Source organism: Vibrio sp. RM-41-2B, assembly GCF_024744415.1.
Taxonomy (GTDB): Bacteria; Pseudomonadota; Gammaproteobacteria; order Enterobacterales; family Vibrionaceae; genus Vibrio; species Vibrio diabolicus.
Genome location: NZ_JAMQWD010000019.1, coordinates 56113 through 75393, shown reverse-complemented (window position 1 = coordinate 75393; position 19281 = coordinate 56113). Strand labels below are relative to the sequence as shown.

Sequence of the window (19281 nt, the reverse complement as noted above, 5' to 3'; positions counted from 1 at the left end):
ACACCAATGAATTTATGGCGTAAACCAAACAGAAAATGGATGCTCGGCATACCAATTGGTGGCTTATTGGCGTTTATCTTTGGTGGGGCGGCCCTCAGTGTTTTTCACTTTGGTATGGATTACACCAATCGCAACGAGTTTTGTTACAGTTGCCATATTGGGATGGATACGATAGTTGAGGAGTACCAAGCATCTCCACACTTCAAAAATGCTCAGGGTGTGATTGCCGCTACGTGCAGTGATTGCCATGTCCCTAGGGAGTTTTTTGCTAAAATCGCATTGAAAATCGGCGCTACAGCCGACATCTATCATAAACTGACTGGAGAAATTACGTTAGAGAACTTCGAGGCGGAGCATCGTCCGAGGTTGGCTGCTGAAGTCACACAGCAGTTTATCAACAGTGTCGATATTGCCATTCCGTTGACAAGATGGATTTCGAAGCGCAAGGACGAACCGTTGCGCGTCGACATCAAATGATGGAAAGTCGAGAGCAATCGTGCATTGATTGCCATGCGGGGATTGCTCATCACCTGCCTATTTCTCTAGATTCTCCAGAGACTGTCCCACCTGAGGAATAATACTGATACTTTCGGCTTCTTTCGCGATGGCTTTGACCATGCCTTTGAATATGAATAGATGGGCTGGCATCATGGCAAACCAGTAAAGCAGCCCGAGAAACCCCTGTGGGTGCCACCAAGCGGTGATATCCAGTTCTCGTTCATCACCATGGTCTTTGATGGTAATTTCTAAACGTCCAAGCCCTGGGCCTTTCATCCCAAAAAACAGTGAGAGGAACTGATCTTCCTCGCAGCGAATCACTTTCCAAGAGTCAATATAATCGCCGACTTTGAGCTCCGGCCCCGGAGGAGAAACGCGAATCGGTTTCCCGCCACCAAAAAAGATGTCGAGCCATTCACGTGTGCGCCACAAAATGTTGGCAAAGTAATAGCCTTTTTCACGACTCCCGATTTTTTGAGCCACTTTCCATAATGCCGCAGCGGAGGCTTGAGTTTTTATGCTCGCACCGGCTTGTTTAGGGTAGTAGCCATACCCTGGTTGCCATCGACGAAGTGCCGCTGGTTCAAAGCCCCAAACATTGCTGCGTACAAACGTGCCTTCATCTTGAATGGTATCGGATACCGCTTGCTCGTAGCTGATCAGCGTTTGCGGAAATCGTGCTTCAATCGCTTTGGAATCGGCAATGTAGTCATGCTCTAACCCCGCGAGTAATGCTTTGCCGATGTTTGCTGGTACAGAGGTGACCAAGCCGAGCCAGTACGATGCCATTTTGGGGGTAAGCAACGGTGTCGACCACAGCCGATAAGGCTTGTTGGTGATTCGGCAAATGACTTTAAACTGCTCGCGGTAGCTGAGTGTATCTGGCCCACCAACTTCATAAATTTGGTTTTCTTCTGGGGGGGATGCTTCGGCCAGCTGCAATAAATAGTGATTGAGGTTGGGTAGGGCAATAGGGTTGGCTTTTGAGTCGACCCATTTAGGCGCGATCAAAATAGGTAAGTTGTAGACAAAATCTCGCATGATCTCGAAAGCCGCGGAACCGGGGCCAATGATGACGCCAGCAGGCAATTCAGTTACTGGAACGCCAGACTGTCGGATAATTTTGCCCGTTGCTTTGCGAGCGGCTAAATGGCGCGAGTTTCCGGTTTGCGGTTGGATGGCACTTAAATAAATGACATGTTTGACACGGCTTTGCTCCAATGCGTATTTAAAGTTCAAAGCAAGGTTTAGTTCGTATTCAACAAAGTCATCGCCTTGTGCCATTCCGTGTACTAGGAAAAATACCAAGTCAAAATCGTTCACCACAGCGAGCGTGGCTTCTGCGTCGGCTAGGTCTAGATACCGCAACCTTAAATTAGGATGGGGCCGAGTCCTTGACTCCAAATAATCGATATGTCGCGCTGCGGCAGTGACGGCGTAACCTTTATCTAAGAGTAACGGAAGAAGTTGAGAACCAATGTAACCCGAGGCGCCTAGCACCAACACCTTTTTCATTATCTGTCCTTTTAATCGTTGGTGGAATAAACACCACAGAGTATAATCATGAGACACTTTCCCCATTCTATCAATAAGTTGTCGTTGGAGCGCTTGTGACTTTTCTCTCTCAACTCTCAATACATGCAGATAAAGCATTCTTACGTCGCTTATTCGCGATCGCGCTACCAATTACACTGCAAAGCATGATGTTTTCTAGCCGAAGCCTCGTCGATGTGCTTATGCTCGGCCAACTTGGTGAAGCTGAAATAGCCGCTGTTGGGGTAGCGGCGCGCGCGACGTTTGTTACTACCATCATGTTAGTTGGGGTGACGACGGGTGGTGCGTTACTGACCGCACAATATTGGGGGGCAGGCGATAAAGTCGGGGTACGTCGCAGTACGGCTTTAACATGGATGATAGCCATGGTGTTTGCCGCCATTGCCGTTGCTTTGTTTGTTATTTTCCCACAGCCAGTCATGAAACTGACTACAGACTCACAAGAAGTGATTGAGTTAGGGGCCAGCTATCTAATTATTTCATCCGTTAGCATGTTTGCTGTTGCGTGTGTCGCTAGTATGTCGGTGGGCTTGAGAGCGATGCACCAACCGGGGCTGAGCACATTTTTTAGTGGTATAGGCATTCTGTCTAATGTTTTCCTCAACTGGGTGTTAATTTTTGGTCACTTATGTTTTCCTGCTTTAGGGATTACAGGGGCAGCCATTGCAACGGTTATCAGTGGCGCTATCGAAGTCGGTTGTCTATTTGGCTATTTATGGCTGAAGAAACACATAATTGCATTTGGTTGGGATGATATACGCGCAGGTTTGGTTGTAGACAAAATAACGCGTTTCTTGAGCCTTTCCTTACCGACCACATTTAACTTTTTGGCATGGGCTGGTGGATTGTTCGCTTACCATGCCATCATGGGGCAAGCGGGTGTGCAAGGTTTGGCAGCGTTGTCGGTGATGACGCCCGTTGAGTCAATCGCTCTCGCTATGATGATTGGCCTATCGAATGCAGCTGCGGTTTTAGTGGGTAACCAACTCGGCGCGAAAAACTTTGAACCTGTGTATTACCAAGCTTGGGCTACGGTCATTTTGAATGTGTTTATCGCATTTGTGGTCGCTGTTGTATTGATAGTGTCCAATCAATGGATCCTTAATGCGTTTAGTGCACTGACAGCGGATACTCGCCAGTTAGCTGAACAGTTTATGGTGATTCTTGCTTTAGGTGTCGTATTACGCTCGGTACCGATGATGGTCATTGTTGGGGTATTACGTGCGGGTGGTGACGTTAAGTTTTGTTTGTATCAAGACATTCTTGCGCAGTGGGTGATCGGGATTCCACTCGCGGCATTTGCTGCGATTCAGCTCGGTTGGGACCCACAATGGGTTTACTTACTCTTTTTGACCGAGGAAGTTGTGAAGTGGACGATTTGTCTGCCAAGAATGGTGAGCCGAAAATGGATGAAAAACCTTATCGGTCAATAAAGGTAAACAGAGCTTTCTGCAGCTGCAAAAATCTGCTCAATACGTCAACAAAATTAGGAACAGAAAGTGAATCGAGTTGCATTTGTACTCTCATAGTGTGATCAAGCATTCAAAATACTTTCTACTAACAGGATTTTAGTGTAGATTCTGATCCCAATTTTTAAATACCATCCGAGCGGCATAATCAATGTTAAAACTGTCAGACCTATGTAAAGGCTATGTAGATGGGGGAGAATTTCACCCTGTATTACAAGGGGCAGAATTAACATTACAGCAAGGTGACCAAGTCGCTCTGATGGGAGAAAGTGGTTCGGGTAAAAGTACTTTGCTGAACTTAATTGCCGGACTGGATACTGCAGACTCTGGTGAAGTTCAGTTTCCAAATTTTGCCATGCATGATGCGCCAGAGCATTTGAGAACCCTTTATCGCCGCAACAATATTGGTAATATCTTCCAACAGTTCAACCTGCTTCCTACGCTCAATATTGCCGACAATATTCGTTTTTGTCGTCAGTTAAAAGGTTTGCCAGAAGATAAAGAGTTGTGGCGTCAAATTCTTTCTGCTCTGGATTTAATGCCTCTGCTAGGCCGTTACCCGGAAGAAGCATCTGGTGGTCAGCAACAACGTGCTGCTATTGCTCGCGCACTCTATATGGAACCTAAAATCCTACTCGCTGATGAGCCAACTGGTAGCCTAGACGAGCGAAACGCAGAAGCGGTAATGCGCTTATTGACGAGTCTCGCTCGCCAACTGGAGTGTACTTTGCTGTTAGTGACGCACAGTGAAAAAGTGGCGGCCCATATGGAAGGTAAGATTCGACTTCAAGGAGGGCAACTGCATGTTATGGCCCGTAGTTAAGGCACTACTCGGTCATTACCGTCGTTACCCACTACAAATTATTCTTGTCTGGCTAGGGTTAACCTTAGGCGTGTCCCTTCTTGTTGGTGTTACTTCTATCAACCAGCATGCAAAACAAAGTTATGCGACAGGAGAAAAGCTTTTCTCCAATCCTTTGCCATACCGAATCCGAACTAAACACTCTGCCAATAAAATCCCTCAAGGTTTCTATATCCAGTTGCGTCGAGCTGGGTTTAACCAATGTGCGCCGTTTGACGTGCTGCATCTAGATGCTAAAACCGATATGAGCTTGATGCTGGTGGGGATTGATCCTGTCGCGATGATTCCATTGCAGCAAGGCAAATCTTTGGGTGAGATGCCCGTTCTATCATTAATGAAACCTCCTTATCCCATTCTAGTCAGTCAAGATTTGGCCGCTTACATGAGTTGGCAGGATGGGGACTTTATTGAGATGAATGACGGAAGTCGTCTCGGACCGATTCAAGTCGATAAAAACAAAATGCTCTCAGGGACTCGACTGGTTACTGATATATCGTTGTTGCGTATGCTCAAGCGGAGCTCAGGTTTATCTGCGATTTCTTGTGGTGAAATGCCAGAGGAAAAGCTAATAGCACTGAAAAATATGCTTCCCAATGGCATGACGCTCGTTAGGAATACGCGTACGGAGCTTGAGTCGTTAACTAATGCATTCCACATGAATCTCACTGCGATGGGGATGCTGTCATTTTTGGTCGGGTTGTTTATTTTTTATCAAGCGATGTCTTTGTCATTTATTCAGCGACAACGTTTGGTGGGTATTTTGAGACAGACGGGGGTCAACGGAACGCAGTTGGCTCAAGCATTGTTGTTAGAGTTATCGTTGCTCGTCTTTATTGCGTGGGCGTGTGGTAACTTTTTTGGTTTGATCTTGGCAAATGAACTGATCCCTGCAGTCTCATCGAGCCTGAGCGATTTATACGATGCCAACGTGGGCTTAACAATAGGGTGGTCTTGGCAGTCCAGCTTATATAGTCTGATCATGGCAGCGATGGGCGCATTAATATCGTGTTTGTGGCCATTGATTCGCTTGCTGAAGTCACAACCTATTCGTCTCTCTTCTCGACTGTCATTAATGCGATTTGCAGGGCGTGAGTTCTCTTGGCAGGCTCTTGCTGCGTGTGCGTTTTGTGTCGCGGCAATCGCAGTGTATCAAGCACCGAAAACACAAGAAACTGGCTTTGCCATTATTGCGCTGATGTTGGTTAGTGTGGCCTTGTTTATGCCATTTATTATGTGGCATATGTTCCAGAGCTTTTCTTACACCATGCGTTGGGTACGTGTACGTTGGTTTTTTGCCGATGCGGCTGCGAGCATGAGTTATCGCGGCGTGGCAACAATGGCGTTTATGTTGGCACTGGCGGCAAATATCGGCGTAGAAACGATGGTAGGCAGTTTTAGGGATACGACCGATAAATGGCTCAGCCAGCGATTGGCAGCGGATATTTATATCTATCCTACAAATAACTCAGCAGCTCGGATGAGTGCGTGGCTGCAAAACCAACCAGAAGTCAACTCGGTTTGGTGGCGTTGGGAAAAAGATATGCCAACCGAACATGGTGCCTTACAAGTGGTGAGTACAGGCTCTTCTGAAGGTGAGCTAGATGCACTGACGGTAAAGCTAGGTGTCCCGAATTACTGGTATCAACTGCACGCGACCAAGAGCTTGATGGTGAGTGAATCGATGGCCTTGAAGTTGGATATTCGCCCAGGAGACTTCATTAACTTGCAGGAACCACTAGGTGGAGACTGGCAAGTCGTTGGTGTTTATTACGATTATGGAAACCCGTATAACCAGGTGATGATGTCGCACCGGAATTGGCTGTATGCATTTGCAGGGACGGGCAATGTTGGCCTTGGTGTGGTGTTAAAAGATAGCGTTAATGGGGAGGGGCTGAAAAATCGCTTAGAAAATGTATTCCGCCTCCCGCAAGACCGTGTGTTTGATAATGGTAATATTTATAGTCAGGCAATGAGGGTATTTGATCATACCTTCGCTATTGCAGGAACCTTGGGCAACATCACGCTGATTATTGCTGTATTTGGCTTATTCTTCGCGACATTGGCGGGCGAGTTGTCGCGGCAGCGGCACTTCTCTTTGCTGAGATGTATGGGTGTATCAGGAAAGGAACTTGTCGCATTGGGTGGTTTGCAGTTGTTTGTCTTCGGGGCCATTTCCGCGATTATTGCGGTGCCACTTGGTCTGGCACTTGCACACTTGATCGTTGATATTATCATTAAGCAATCATTCGGCTGGTCTCTGGAGCTTCAAACGATCCCTTGGGAATACGCTCAAACTATTGCTTGGGCGATGCTTGCCATCATGATTGCTGGCGCATTGCCAGTTATTAGAATGATTAAGAGTACGCCAATGAAGTCATTAAGGGATGCGTTGTAATGAAAAAAGTGGGCTCTAAAAAACGCTTGTTAGTTTCAACGATCATTGTTATTACGTTTGCCTTTTTGACCGGGGCTGTTTTTTACTCAACTTTTTGGTTGGAAGCGACAGCGACACAAGAAAGCGAGCTTAATTCTATTCTAACGCGTGAAAATCAAACGATTTTCGAACCTGTATTACCTGACGAACATGTCTCTTTACCGTCAGATTTTCGCTTTCATCCCGAGTACCAACATGAATGGTGGCACTACTTTGCGAAACTGAAAGATGAACAAGGGAAAATATACAATGTTCAATGGAGTTACTTCAGGGTCGCGACGGACGAGCGAGAAACCAGCGGATGGCAAAACCCTCAACTGTACATTTCACATGTTGTCGTTAGCCATGGTTCGCACGTCTGGAAAGAGCAACGTGTAGCGAGAGGCGGGATAGGCCAAGCTGGCATGACTAATCGTCCTTTCAGGTTATGGATTGATAATTGGACGTGGCGTTCACTTGGTGCAACGCCTTTCCCTGGTAACTTGAATGTGACTACCGATACGTTTGGTTTAGATCTCAATACTATGACAAATGGCCCCTTTGTCGTGAATGGAGACAAAGGTTTTCAGGTTAAACACGCGTTGCAATCTGTTGCCTCTTTCAGTTTTAGTGCGCCATTTTTAAAGGTGAAAGGGAGTTTGAACATTAATGGCAAACGCTTCTCTGTTGCTGGCTCTGCTTGGGCTCAGAAAGAGTGGGGCAGTGGCTTAATTGGTGAAGGGCAACAGGGTTGGGATTGGTTTGTATTCAATTTAGATGATGGTCGAGCACTGACTGTCAGCCGCTATCGCCACCATGGACAAACACCGCATGTATTTGGCACCTTGTCCACACGCTCAGGTAAAGTCATTAATCTCTCAGATGATGATATAAGTATTAAACCAATGCAAGTGACCAGTTTATCAAATGGAAGAAGGCTGCCTTTGCAGTGGATTATTAATATTCCAAAGCATCAAATTAACTTGACCACTCGTATTATCAAATCAGATATGTGGCTTCCGTTTGTTATACCGTATTGGGAAGGTCCTACCTTAGCTTCTGGCTCCAACGAGGCTTGGGGCTTTATGCAGCTCACTGGTTATTAAATTCTGATAAAAACCACCCTAATGGGTGGTTTTTTAGTGGATGAAACTTCCTGAGTTTTTCTCAAAAGTATGGGGTTATCATGACAGTACATGCCATGTTATGCTGATTTTCTCATAATCTTGATAAACATTTGGCGCGATAACAACAAGTACGCGCTGTGATCAAAATTGAGTGTTATGTTGGAAAATACGATGTATAGTAAACTTCATATCGGAAAAATCGAAGTTTATACTCTGAAGAAGCGATTATTCTAAAGTTTTCGACCGCTATACACTCTTATCATTCTTTGTTAATCGTTTATTAAGATAATAAATATAAGGACGAAACCATGAACGATGTCATTCGTGACTTTTTCAAAATGGAATCAGCTGGTGGTATTCTTCTCGTGATTGCCGCGGCAATTGCGATGACCATTGCTAACTCACCGCTGGGCGAAACTTATCAATCTGTACTGCATACTTATGTATTTGGTATGTCAGTTTCTCACTGGATTAATGACGGCCTAATGGCTGTTTTCTTCTTACTCATTGGCCTTGAAGTTAAGCGAGAGCTGCTTGAAGGTGCGTTAAAATCAAAAGAAACCGCAATTTTCCCTGCGATTGCAGCGGTTGGCGGTATGTTAGCTCCTGCTCTTATTTACGTAGCCTTTAATGCCAACGATCCTGAGGCGATTTCTGGTTGGGCAATTCCAGCGGCGACAGATATCGCTTTTGCTTTAGGTATCATGGCGTTATTAGGTAAGCGTGTACCAGTAAGCCTAAAAGTGTTCTTGCTGGCGCTTGCTATCATCGATGATTTAGGTGTGGTTGTTATTATCGCGCTATTTTACACCGGTGACCTGTCGACCATGGCGTTGCTTGTTGGTTTCATCATGACTGGTGTCCTATTCATGTTGAATGCGAAGGAAGTAACAAAACTTACGCCATACATGATCGTCGGTGCGATCTTATGGTTCGCGGTGCTTAAATCTGGTGTTCACGCAACATTGGCAGGTGTAGTGATTGGTTTTGCTATCCCACTAAAGGGAAAGCAGGGCGAACATTCTCCACTTAAACATATGGAGCACGCGCTTCACCCATATGTGGCATTTGGTATTCTGCCTCTATTCGCATTTGCCAATGCGGGGATTTCGTTAGAAGGCGTATCGATGTCAGGTCTAACTTCAATGTTGCCACTCGGTATTGCTTTGGGTCTACTGGTTGGTAAGCCTCTAGGTATCTTTACCTTTAGCTGGGCAGCGGTAAAAATGGGCGTTGCTAAGTTACCTGAAGGCGTTAACTTCAAGCATATCTTTGCGGTATCTGTGTTGTGTGGTATTGGCTTTACAATGTCTATCTTCATTTCCTCTTTAGCGTTCGGAAATGTAAGTCCTGAATTTGATACCTATGCTCGACTCGGTATCTTAATGGGTTCTACGACAGCAGCATTACTTGGCTATGCCTTACTGCACTTTTCTTTGCCTAAGAAAGCGCAAGCGTAAGATAAAAATGAGCTATTTTGTAAAGCCTCCCAATCGGGAGGCTTTTTTATACCCATAGTTCAGTACATCAGCGACTTAATAGCGACACTTTCGTATTGAGCGGATGTCTAGACCATGGAGGTGAACGGAATCATCGAAAAAGGTAGGTTGGTAGATCTGCGGGCGAAAAAAAGCCCAGCCGAAAATTTGACTGGGCGGATACAAACATAGGAGTTAATAAGAAAAAAGCAGCAACGTAACAATTAGATGGAAACAAGTTTGACGGCCAGTGAAACTTAAAATGCCCTAGTTGTTACATTTATTCAGACCGAGCCTTTTCCAAACAGTTCCATTTTTTTTCAAAAAAAATTCGATTTAATTCTTTCTGCCCGCTTGTATCGTAAAGAAGTAAGAGAAGAGGCGAACAGCGTAACCAACTTTATGACGGTTTGAAACTCGATAGCCCTCTTTTCTATAGTAGTTATAAACCTAAATTGCATTTCAAACCCGTATCTCCCGCTCCGACAGCCCAACGACATTGCTAGCGTTTCAAATACGATGGTTTGCGAAACTTGGTCACTTTCTTCTGGCGAGCATCACTTGCTTATTAGACTTAAATTCAAAAGATTAGATCACACCTTCTAAATTCTGGTCAGACCAATTGGTGAAAGTGTGATGTTAATCATTTGTTAATCTAAAGTTTCAGGAGTATATTTTCAAACAGTTGTTTAATACGAGTGATTAAAATGGCCCCGAGAACATCAACAAAAGAAAAAATACTCGATGTCGCAGAAGGACTCTTTGCTGAACATGGTTTTAATGATACTTCGCTAAGAACGATAACAGGTAAAGCGAACGTCAACTTAGCATCGGTAAATTATCACTTTGGCGATAAAAAAACGCTAGTTAGAGCGGTTTTAGATAGATACCTAGAAGCGCTCATGCCGAGCATTAAAACCTCACTAATTGAGTTAAATACGCGTGATAGCTACGACATGGACGACGTCTTTGAGTCATTGCGTTTACCTTTGCGTACATTAAATGATGTGCGCCCCAATGGTACTGCATTATTCATGTTGTTAATTGGCCGTGGTTACACAGACGTACAAGGTCATCTGCGTTGGTTCATCACCACTCGATATGAAGAGGTACTTAACCTCTTCACCTTCTCGATAATGAAGGCAAACCCGGAACTATGTGAGGAGCAGCTGTTTTGGCGACTGCACTTCACGCTAGGTACCTGCGTATTTACGATGGCTTCAAGCCAGGCTCTTTCGGAGCTTGCTGAAAGTAAATTTGAAAAGGAAGTCGATGTGAAATCTGTCGTCGATTTACTGATTCCTTATTTGTCTGCAGGAATGTCAGCGAAGCAGTTGGCACAAGACAAATAAGAAAGTTAAACCAATAATAAAATTATGCCCAGAGCGGTTACGTGAACAAAAGGATCTGAACTATGAGCTCTCTACGAAGAAAATGGATTAGTGACCCAGCTTTTAAAGTGTTCAAAAAAGTATTGCCACCTCTCTCTAGCACCGAGAAAGAGGCGATGGAAGCGGGTAGTGTGTGGTGGGATGCCGAACTATTTTCAGGCAAGCCTAACTTCACTACATTGCACCATTATCCAACGCCGACACTGACAGCAGAAGAGCAGTCATTTATGGATAATGAGCTTGAAACCCTGCTAGAAATGCTTGATGACCAGAAGATTGTCAAAGAAGACAGGGATTTACCGCCTGAAGTATGGGAGTACTTACGTAAAGAGCGATTTTTCTCACTGATCATTTCAAAAGCGTATGGTGGTCGTGAATTTTCCGCTTTAGCGAACTCAACCATTGTTTCTCGTATTGCGACTCGTAGCATCAGCACCGCTGTCTCGGTAATGGTACCGAACTCTCTTGGTCCAGGTGAGCTTTTATCGCACTATGGCACGCAAGAGCAAAAAGATTACTGGTTGCCTCGTCTTGCTGATGGTACCGACATTCCTTGTTTTGCATTAACAGGGCCCGAAGCGGGATCTGACGCCGGTGGTATACCAGATCAAGGCGTAGTTTGTTATGGCACTCACGAAGGCAAAGAAGTGCTTGGCGTGCGAGTTAGCTGGAATAAACGCTACATCACACTTGCGCCAGTGGCGACAGTGCTCGGATTAGCATTTAAGCTACAGGATCCAGAAGGGCTACTTGGTGATAAGAAAGAGGTTGGAATCACATGTGCGCTGATCCCCGCTGACCATGAAGGTGTCGAGATAGGCGAGCGTCATGATCCTCTGGGTTCTGCATTCATGAATGGTCCGACTCGTGGTGAAGATGTCTTCATCCCTATGGACTGGTTGATCGGTGGCGCTGATTACGCAGGTAAAGGTTGGCGTATGCTGGTGGAGTGTCTTTCTGCTGGTCGTGGTATCTCTCTCCCAGCGCTTGGCACAGCGATTGGCCACCTTACTACACGTACAACCGGTGCTTATGCTTACGTGCGTAAACAGTTTGGTATGTCGATCGGTAAGTTTGAAGGTGTCGCAGAAGCAATGGGGCGCATTGGTGGTCTTACTTACCTACTAGAAGCGACACGTACGCTGACGACGACTTCTCTCGATATGAAAGAAAAACCTGGGATCGTAACCGCGATTGCCAAGTACCACATGACGGAAATCGCGCGTACTATTCTAAATGATTCGTTTGATATCCATGCGGGTCGTGCGATTCAAGATGGCCCAATGAACTATCTTGCTAAACATTATCTCGGTATTCCAGTTGCGATCACTGTTGAAGGCGCGAATATTCTGACTCGTAACCTGATGATTTTTGGTCAAGGTGCGACTCGTTGTCACCCATATGTACTGAAAGAAATGGAAGCCGCGGCGAATCCAGATTCTGAACAAGGGGCGAAAGAATTTGACAACTTGCTCTTTAAACACATCAAACATGCGGTAGGCAATACATTTGGTGCATTTGGCGCGGCGCTAACTGGTTCTCGGTTTGTAAAAGCGCACATGAGTGGCCCAACACAGCAATACTACAAAGAAATCACAAGATTAAGCCGAGCGCTTGCTGTTAGTGCTGACTTCGCGATGTTAACACTAGGCGGTGATTTGAAGCGTAAAGAAATGATTTCTGCACGTCTGGGTGATGGCTTAAGTTATCTATATATGGCGTCTGCCGCACTGAAAAAGTATGAAGATGAAGGACGTCAACAAGGCGATCTAGATTTTGTCCACTACGCCGTTCAACATTGTTTGTATAACGCATCTAAGTCATTAAATGAGGCTTATACCAACTTCCCTGTGAAATACGTTGGCGGTGTGCTGAAAGGGTTATTGTTCCCACTTGGCAATCATTTCAATAAGCCAAGCGATGAACTGTGTGTGAATCTGGCGGAAGCGATGATGACGCCAGGAGCACAACGTGATCGACTCACGCATCTTTGCTACATCGGAAAATCCGACGACGACAGCGTAGGCTTAATGGAGAATGCCTTCCTCGCAATGTACGAAATCAAACCATTAGAGCGTAAGCTTATGAAGGCGGCGAAGGATGGGAAAGTGGCTCGTAAAGGTCTGCTACACGACCGTCTGCAGCAAGCATTTGAAGCAGGCGTGTTAACTGAGCAAGAAATTGACCAAATCATGGCGGCAGACAAATTGCGTTACAAGGCGATTCAAGTTGACCACTTTAGTCATGACTTTTCTGAAGTACGAACCGATTGCCCAAAAAAGTCGCATTTGAACCCGGCGGCATAGTAAACCGTTAATACTACGAAAAGCACCTCAATGAGGTGCTTTTTTGTGTTCTTGCTGAGTGGATGTTGGGATAGTGCTCCAACCACTTGCCTTTTCAGAGCATTTTTACAGAAATTAGATGCGAAATCCCGACGAAACTTTTATCCTAACAAGGTTTTTTAAAGGAAGTTGAATATGATCATCAAACCTAGAATTCGTGGATTTATCTGTACTACAACGCACCCTGTTGGTTGTGAAGCTAACGTAAAAGAACAAATTGCGTACACTAAAGCGCAAGGCCCAATCAAAAACGCACCTAAGCGCGTTCTTGTTGTCGGTGCATCAAGTGGCTACGGTCTATCTTCTCGTATCGCTGCGGCATTTGGTGGCGGTGCATCAACTATCGGTGTTTTCTTCGAAAAAGAAGGTACTGAGAAGAAACCAGGTACGGCAGGCTTCTACAATGCAGCTGCTTTTGAAAAGCTAGCGCGTGAAGAAGGCCTGTACGCAAAAAGCCTAAACGGCGACGCTTTCTCAAATGAAGCGAAACAGAAAACTATCGAACTGATCAAAGAAGATTTAGGTCAGATCGATATGGTGGTTTACTCACTGGCTTCCCCAGTACGTAAAATGCCAGAAACTGGCGAGCTAGTTCGTTCAGCGCTTAAGCCTATTGGTGAAACTTACACATCAACTGCCGTTGATACCAACAAAGATGTGATCATCGAAGCAAGTGTTGAGCCTGCAACAGAAGAAGAAATCAAAGACACAGTAACCGTTATGGGCGGTGAAGACTGGGAACTTTGGATTAATGCACTGTCTGATGCTGGTGTTCTTGCTGAAGGCTGTAAGACAGTCGCGTACAGCTACATTGGTACTGAGCTAACTTGGCCAATCTACTGGGATGGCGCACTAGGTAAAGCGAAAATGGACCTAGATCGTGCGGCGAAAGCGCTAAACGACAAGTTAGCAGCGACAGGCGGCAGTGCAAATGTTGCTGTACTTAAATCTGTTGTAACTCAGGCAAGTTCCGCAATTCCTGTTATGCCACTGTACATTGCAATGGTATTCAAGAAAATGCGCGAAGAAGGCGTACACGAAGGCTGTATGGAACAAATCTACCGTATGTTCAGCCAACGTCTGTACAAAGAAGATGGTAGCGCAGCAGAAGTGGATGAGATGAACCGTCTACGTCTGGATGACTGGGAACTTCGTGACGACATTCAGCAGCACTGTCGTGAGCTATGGCCTCAAATTACGACTGAGAACCTAAAAGAACTGACTGACTACGTAGAGTACAAAGAAGAGTTCTTGAAACTATTTGGTTTCGGTGTTGAAGGCGTAGATTACGAAGCGGATGTAAATCCAGCGGTTGAAGCTGATTTTATCCAAATCTAATCGAATGACTGATTAGACAACCGATATACAAAAGGCGCTCATTGAGCGCCTTTTTTGCTTTCATCAGTCAAAGTTATTAACTTAATATTATCAGGATTGTACCTGCCAACGTCATCAGAATATTGGCAATCGCATAGGTACCCGCATAGCCAAGAGCTGGGATGGTGGATTTAGCGTAGTCGTTGACGACATCCATAGCTGGGGCACAAGTTCGGGCACCAATAATGGCACCGAAGAGCAGGGCACGGTTCATCTTGAGTATGTGTGCGCCCACTAAATAGGCCAATACCACAGGCACAACACTAACAATGAATGCTAAACCAATCACTTTTGGACCAACTTGAGTCAAGTGCTCGAACATCTTTCCGCCTGCACTTAGACCTATTCCCACCATAAAGAACATCAAACCCAAATCTTTGACCATATTCAGCGCCCCCTGCGGGACATAGCCGAAAGTAGGGTGATTTGCTCGTAAGAAACCAAGTGTAATACCAGATAACAAAAGACCTACCGCGTTACCCAAGCTGAACGAAACCTGGCCGAATGTCATCGTGATGAGGCCAAACAGAATACCCAAAATAAAGAAGCTGCAAAAAGCGAGTAAATCGGCCATTTGACTGTGGATCGAGATGAAACCGATTTTTTCCGCGAGTCCATGTACTCGGCTTTTCTCGCCGCTCACTTGAAGGACGTCACCTTTAGCGAGCACAATGTCTAAGTCCATCGGCATTTCTATTTGCGCACGTACCACGCGGTTTAAGAAACAGCCAAACTCAGATAAGTTTAAATCAGATAAACGCTTGCCTGCGATAGCGTCACTTTTTACGACAATTTCTTCTTCAACGATGCGCAAATCAAGCAAGTTACGATCAAATACTTCTTTTCCGTTGCGGAAGCTAGGATCCAAGCGAGCATGGCTATCAGGGAAGCCAACCAGTGCAATTTCATCACCCTCTTGCAAAATGGCATCACCATCTGGATGGGCGAGAATACCATTGCGGCGGATTCGTTCAATGTAACAGCCAGTTTGACGATAAATACCCAGTTCACGCAAGTTCTTGCCGTCAGTCCAGTCAATCAATTCTGGGCCGACTCGGTAAGCACGAATAATCGGTAAGTACACTTTTCTTTGGCTTGAATTTCCAAGGCCACGTTCTTGAGCAATTTGCTGCGCAGAATCAGACAGGTTCTGCTTCTGCAGTTTTGGCAACAGCTTCGCGAACATGATCATGCTAATTAAGCCCACCAGATAAGCCATCGCGTAACCTACAGATAGATTTTCTAATACCAAAGAAAAATCCATATTGCGCGGTATAGTAGCAAGGCCGGAGTTTAGAGCGTCTTGTGCACCAACCAGTACTGGTGTTGCTGTCAACGCGCCAGCCATCATACCGGCTGACAAGCCAAAATCGAGGCCGAAATAGTGGCTCAAGCCATACGTTAAGCTGACTGCGGACACGAGAACGGTCATACTTAAAATAAAGTAATGCTTACCATCTCTGAAGAATATGCCAAAAAAGTTTGGTCCAGCTTCAATGCCAACGCAATAGATAAACAGCATGAAGCCAATGGTTAATGCTTCTGCATTGAATGAGAAGCCAAGGTGACCCATTACCAACGAGGTAATTAGAACGCCTATGGAGTTGCCTAGTTGTAATTTGCCAAATCGGATTTTTCCGATGGCAAGGCCAATGGCTAATACGACGAAGATTAGAAGGATAGGGTTTTGCTCAAGAAGGTATACGACGTCTATGTTCACTGTGTGGCTCGGTAAAGTGTGTGCCAAAAAGATTAAGAATTGCGAATTGTAACTAAATATAGCAAAAAGATAAGTGAATTTTTTTAGGTTTTACCATTAGTTGACGTAAGGTAATAACCAACTGAAAAATAATAAAAAAGCCGCATGAAGCGGCTTTCTTAAAAACTGTCTTTATTACTCGTCAAATAGACCTAGGTGCTCTTTCGCGTATGCTTCGAACTCGTCGCAGCCACCGATGTGCTCTTGGTCGATAAAGATTTGAGGAACAGTTTCAACTGGTTTACCAACTGTTTTCTCAAGATCTGCTTTAGAAATGCCTTCAGCATGGATATCAACGTAACGGTAGTTGAAGTCGTCACGCTTCGCTTTTAGCGTTTCTGCGTGTTCTTTTGCACGAACACAGAAAGGACATGCAGGGCGACCAAAGATAACAACGAACATAATCTTATTTCTCCTAAATCTATTCTTTTTTGAAAGCGTACAAAACATAGCGGCTGAGTGCGCTCTCTTTTGTTGCAGTAACTATGCCCGATCCAGATACGGAAATAAAGCGGCAATTACCTCTTGGTTCTATAGGTGAAATCTATCGAATAAAAACTAAACGCGCTCCCTTATTCTATGGCTCTAAAGTATGTGAAGTGGCGCATAAAAAACATACATTTTAAGGGGTTAATGATGGCAAGGTGGAATTGGTCAATTTTTTTTATTCAAAAACATAGCAATCTAATCTGGCTATACGCAAATGACTTCAACTCTTACATAAGTGTTAAATCAGAGGGCAAGAGGTTATTTGGGTATATTATTTTGGGAGGATGTGTATGTTTCAGTTTATGACTGCAACAAGGATTATATTTGGTGAAGGTGCACTTCAGTCTTCATTATCCGTTATCAACCAATTTGGCTACAGTGTTTTGCTGGTAACCGGGAAGGATACCCAACGAGCCACGCCCATCATTAACTACCTTAAAGCTCAAAATATGCGTTACCAACACGTAGCAATCAATGGCGAACCTTATATCACAATGGTAGAAGAGACCGCGGTACTCGGTAGAAAATTCCAGCCTGATATGGTGATTGCTATTGGCGGTGGCAGTGTCATCGATATGGGTAAAGCCCTAGCCGCTATTATTCCTAATCAAGGCAATGTTTACGATTACGTCGAAGTGGTAGGAAGAAACGTACCATTAAAGGCAAAACCTCTTCATTTTATTGCAATTCCTACGACAGCAAGCACGGGTTCAGAGGTGACTCGAAATGCGGTGTTGAAGTCTGGACAAGATAAAGTGAAAGTGAGTCTTCGAAGCCCTGATATGCTGGCAGACGTTGCCATTGTGGATCCGACGCTCACCTATGGAACCGATCAATACACATCCGGGCGTGGCGCGATGGATGCGTTCACTCATTTGATGGAAGCGTATGTGTGTGGTGAGCCAAATCCTCTTACAGATATGGTGTGCGAAGAGGGACTTCGTCGTTTAAGCCGTTCAGTGATTGCTGCTTGTAAGCAAGATAATCATAAGGCTCGGTCGGACTTATCGTTCGCTGCGTTGCTTGGTGGCATGGCCATTACTAACGCCAAATTAGGTGCTGCGCATGGGCTTGCGTCGGCGTTAGGAGGTAAGTTAGATGCTCCCCACAGCGTGATCACGGCGCGTCTTGCACCGCACGTGATGCAGGAAAATATTAACGCCGCGAAGCTCGCTGGCAGGAATGATGTGATAAGTCGTTATCGTAAACTTGCCCAATTGGTTACCGATCGTGCGAACGCGAATGAGCACGATGGGGTTCTTTGGGTAAATATGGTGTTAGATAAGTTAGCGTTGCCGTTACTTGGCCAATTCGGAGTATGCCAAACTTCTTTTGAACAAGTGGCGAACGATGCGCTTAAGTCGATGGCGATCAAAGGCAACCCGCTACCCCTTAATCAGGAACGTTTGATATACATATTGCAGCAAGTCTGTGATTGCAGTGGAGAGTGTGTGGCAGAGAGCACACAACACGTGAGCTCTGTAGAAGTGCTTGAATCAAGAACGGACTTATCGATTGTGAACGACTTGGGTTGATGTATTGATCTAAAGCACATTGAAAAAAGGGGAGCGTTGAGCTCCCCTTTATTAAATATTTCACTAAACAGCAGGACTTAGTACTGACTTAGTTTGTCATAGCGACTGTCTTTCAACGCATCTTTTACGCGTTTTAGGTTCTCACGGAAACCTGTACCACGGCGGAGTGTGAAGCCAGTTGCCAGTACATCAATCACCGTCATCTGTACAACTCGACTCGCCATTGGCATATAAACGTCGGTATCTTCAGGAATATCAAGCGTAATAGCGAGTGAACTTGCCTTTTCTAGCGGTGAGTCCTTTGCTGTAATCGCAATGACCGTCGCGCCGTTTTCACGAGCAAGGTTTGCTATTTCGACCTGACTCTTCGTTCGACCTGTGTGAGAAATAAGAACCACAACATCATTATCACTGCAGTTAATACAACTCATGCGCTGCATGACAATGTCTTCAAAACAAGTAATTGGAATGTTAAAGCGAATAAACTTGTTTTGTGCGTCTCGGGCTACAGAAGATGATGCACCAAGGCCAAAGAATGAAATGCGCTTCGCTTGCGTTAGCAAATCGACCGCACGGTTCACTTGCATTGGATCTAGGCTGTTTTTCGCGACATCTAAACACGCCATGGTCGATTCGAAAATCTTATGGGTGTACGCGTCTGGGCCGTCGTCTTCTTCCACGTTACGGTTAACGTAAGGGGTACCGTTGGCTAGGCTCTGTGCCAAGTGAAGCTTAAAATCTGGAAAGCCCTTGGTGTCCAGACGACGACAGAAGCGGTTTACAGTGGGCTCACTAACATCAGCCATTTTAGCCAACGTTGCAATGCTTGAATGAATTGCAGTTTGTGGAGACGCCATAATTACTTCCGCAACTTTGCGCTCTGACTTACTGAAATTCTCCAGGTTTTTTTGAATTTTTTCTAATGTATTCATAGTGTTCACGAGGGTATAGAGAACAACTCGCTGGCTCTGTTAACGAAAGGAA

General features: G+C 45.2%; 13 protein-coding genes and 1 pseudogene. 10 read left to right on the top strand and 4 right to left on the bottom strand.

The annotated features are described in order from the left end of the window. Positions 1 to 6 precede the first annotated feature (6 nt). Positions 7 to 578 (top strand): annotated as a pseudogene (locus tag NB463_RS13325) (NapC/NirT family cytochrome c). Here the strand turns inward: NB463_RS13325 and NB463_RS13320 are convergent. Continuing rightward, positions 535 to 2013, bottom strand: coding sequence for an SDR family oxidoreductase (locus NB463_RS13320; RefSeq protein ID WP_258516009.1), 1479 nt, complete (start codon positions 2011 to 2013; stop codon positions 535 to 537). The pseudogene NB463_RS13325 and the gene NB463_RS13320 sit on opposite strands and share 44 nt — an antisense overlap. Before the next feature lie 95 nt (positions 2014 to 2108). Here NB463_RS13320 and NB463_RS13315 point away from each other — a divergent pair, with 95 nt between their 5' ends. From NB463_RS13315 to fabV, 8 genes are all read left to right on the top strand, one after another. Beyond that, positions 2109 to 3485 (top strand): MATE family efflux transporter, encoded by a 1377-nt coding sequence (locus NB463_RS13315; protein WP_053807242.1) that lies wholly within the window; start codon positions 2109 to 2111, stop codon positions 3483 to 3485. 187 nt (positions 3486 to 3672) lie between these two features. Then, positions 3673 to 4344, top strand: coding sequence for an ABC transporter ATP-binding protein (locus NB463_RS13310; protein WP_005393230.1), 672 nt, complete (start codon positions 3673 to 3675; stop codon positions 4342 to 4344). Next, positions 4325 to 6778: an ABC transporter permease gene (locus NB463_RS13305; RefSeq protein ID WP_005393229.1), complete on the top strand. Its 2454-nt coding sequence runs from the start codon at positions 4325 to 4327 to the stop codon at positions 6776 to 6778. Before NB463_RS13310 ends, NB463_RS13305 begins: the two co-directional genes overlap by 20 nt. Further along, a complete protein-coding gene (locus NB463_RS13300; protein WP_005393228.1) occupies positions 6778 to 7902 on the top strand; it encodes a lipocalin-like domain-containing protein in 1125 nt (374 codons plus the stop codon). Before NB463_RS13305 ends, NB463_RS13300 begins: the two co-directional genes overlap by 1 nt. 329 nt (positions 7903 to 8231) lie before the next feature. Next, a complete protein-coding gene (gene nhaA, locus NB463_RS13295) occupies positions 8232 to 9383 on the top strand; it encodes a Na+/H+ antiporter NhaA (protein ID WP_006742626.1) in 1152 nt (383 codons plus the stop codon). 725 nt (positions 9384 to 10108) lie between these two features. Next, the gene (locus tag NB463_RS13290; RefSeq protein WP_005393225.1) at positions 10109 to 10753 is read left to right on the top strand and encodes a TetR/AcrR family transcriptional regulator; all 645 of its coding nucleotides are present in this window, start codon (positions 10109 to 10111) and stop codon (positions 10751 to 10753) included. A gap of 62 nt (positions 10754 to 10815) precedes the next feature. Then, on the top strand, positions 10816 to 13098 hold the full coding sequence (locus NB463_RS13285) for an acyl-CoA dehydrogenase (RefSeq protein ID WP_006742625.1): 2283 nt from the start codon (positions 10816 to 10818) through the stop codon (positions 13096 to 13098). A gap of 174 nt (positions 13099 to 13272) precedes the next feature. After that, positions 13273 to 14475: an enoyl-ACP reductase FabV gene (gene fabV / locus NB463_RS13280; RefSeq protein ID WP_006742624.1), complete on the top strand. Its 1203-nt coding sequence runs from the start codon at positions 13273 to 13275 to the stop codon at positions 14473 to 14475. A gap of 76 nt (positions 14476 to 14551) precedes the next feature. Here fabV and NB463_RS13275 read toward each other — a convergent pair whose 3' ends face one another. Both NB463_RS13275 and NB463_RS13270 read right to left on the bottom strand, forming a co-directional pair. Further along, a complete protein-coding gene (locus NB463_RS13275) occupies positions 14552 to 16234 on the bottom strand; it encodes an aspartate:alanine antiporter (RefSeq protein WP_006742623.1) in 1683 nt (560 codons plus the stop codon). Between the two features lie 174 nt (positions 16235 to 16408). Then, a complete protein-coding gene (locus tag NB463_RS13270) occupies positions 16409 to 16675 on the bottom strand; it encodes a GrxA family glutaredoxin (protein ID WP_005378026.1) in 267 nt (88 codons plus the stop codon). A gap of 377 nt (positions 16676 to 17052) precedes the next feature. Here NB463_RS13270 and NB463_RS13265 point away from each other — a divergent pair, with 377 nt between their 5' ends. Beyond that, positions 17053 to 18297, top strand: coding sequence for an iron-containing alcohol dehydrogenase (locus NB463_RS13265; RefSeq protein ID WP_258431261.1), 1245 nt, complete (start codon positions 17053 to 17055; stop codon positions 18295 to 18297). A gap of 77 nt (positions 18298 to 18374) precedes the next feature. Here NB463_RS13265 and NB463_RS13260 read toward each other — a convergent pair whose 3' ends face one another. Continuing rightward, positions 18375 to 19229 (bottom strand): MurR/RpiR family transcriptional regulator, encoded by an 855-nt coding sequence (locus NB463_RS13260; RefSeq protein ID WP_005378021.1) that lies wholly within the window; start codon positions 19227 to 19229, stop codon positions 18375 to 18377. Between the last annotated feature and the right edge of the window lie 52 nt (positions 19230 to 19281).

Coding starts and splice junctions, on each gene's coding strand:
- NB463_RS13310 (WP_005393230.1), top strand. CDS start 3,673: ATGTTAAAACTGTCAGACCTATGTAAAGGCTATGTAGATGGGGGAGAA.
- NB463_RS13285 (WP_006742625.1), top strand. CDS start 10,816: ATGAGCTCTCTACGAAGAAAATGGATTAGTGACCCAGCTTTTAAAGTG.
- NB463_RS13260 (WP_005378021.1), bottom strand. CDS start 19,229: ATGAATACATTAGAAAAAATTCAAAAAAACCTGGAGAATTTCAGTAAG.
- NB463_RS13270 (WP_005378026.1), bottom strand. CDS start 16,675: ATGTTCGTTGTTATCTTTGGTCGCCCTGCATGTCCTTTCTGTGTTCGT.
- fabV (WP_006742624.1), top strand. CDS start 13,273: ATGATCATCAAACCTAGAATTCGTGGATTTATCTGTACTACAACGCAC.
- NB463_RS13290 (WP_005393225.1), top strand. CDS start 10,109: ATGGCCCCGAGAACATCAACAAAAGAAAAAATACTCGATGTCGCAGAA.
- nhaA (WP_006742626.1), top strand. CDS start 8,232: ATGAACGATGTCATTCGTGACTTTTTCAAAATGGAATCAGCTGGTGGT.
- NB463_RS13320 (WP_258516009.1), bottom strand. CDS start 2,013: ATGAAAAAGGTGTTGGTGCTAGGCGCCTCGGGTTACATTGGTTCTCAA.
- NB463_RS13300 (WP_005393228.1), top strand. CDS start 6,778: ATGAAAAAAGTGGGCTCTAAAAAACGCTTGTTAGTTTCAACGATCATT.
- NB463_RS13265 (WP_258431261.1), top strand. CDS start 17,053: ATGTTTCAGTTTATGACTGCAACAAGGATTATATTTGGTGAAGGTGCA.
- NB463_RS13305 (WP_005393229.1), top strand. CDS start 4,325: ATGTTATGGCCCGTAGTTAAGGCACTACTCGGTCATTACCGTCGTTAC.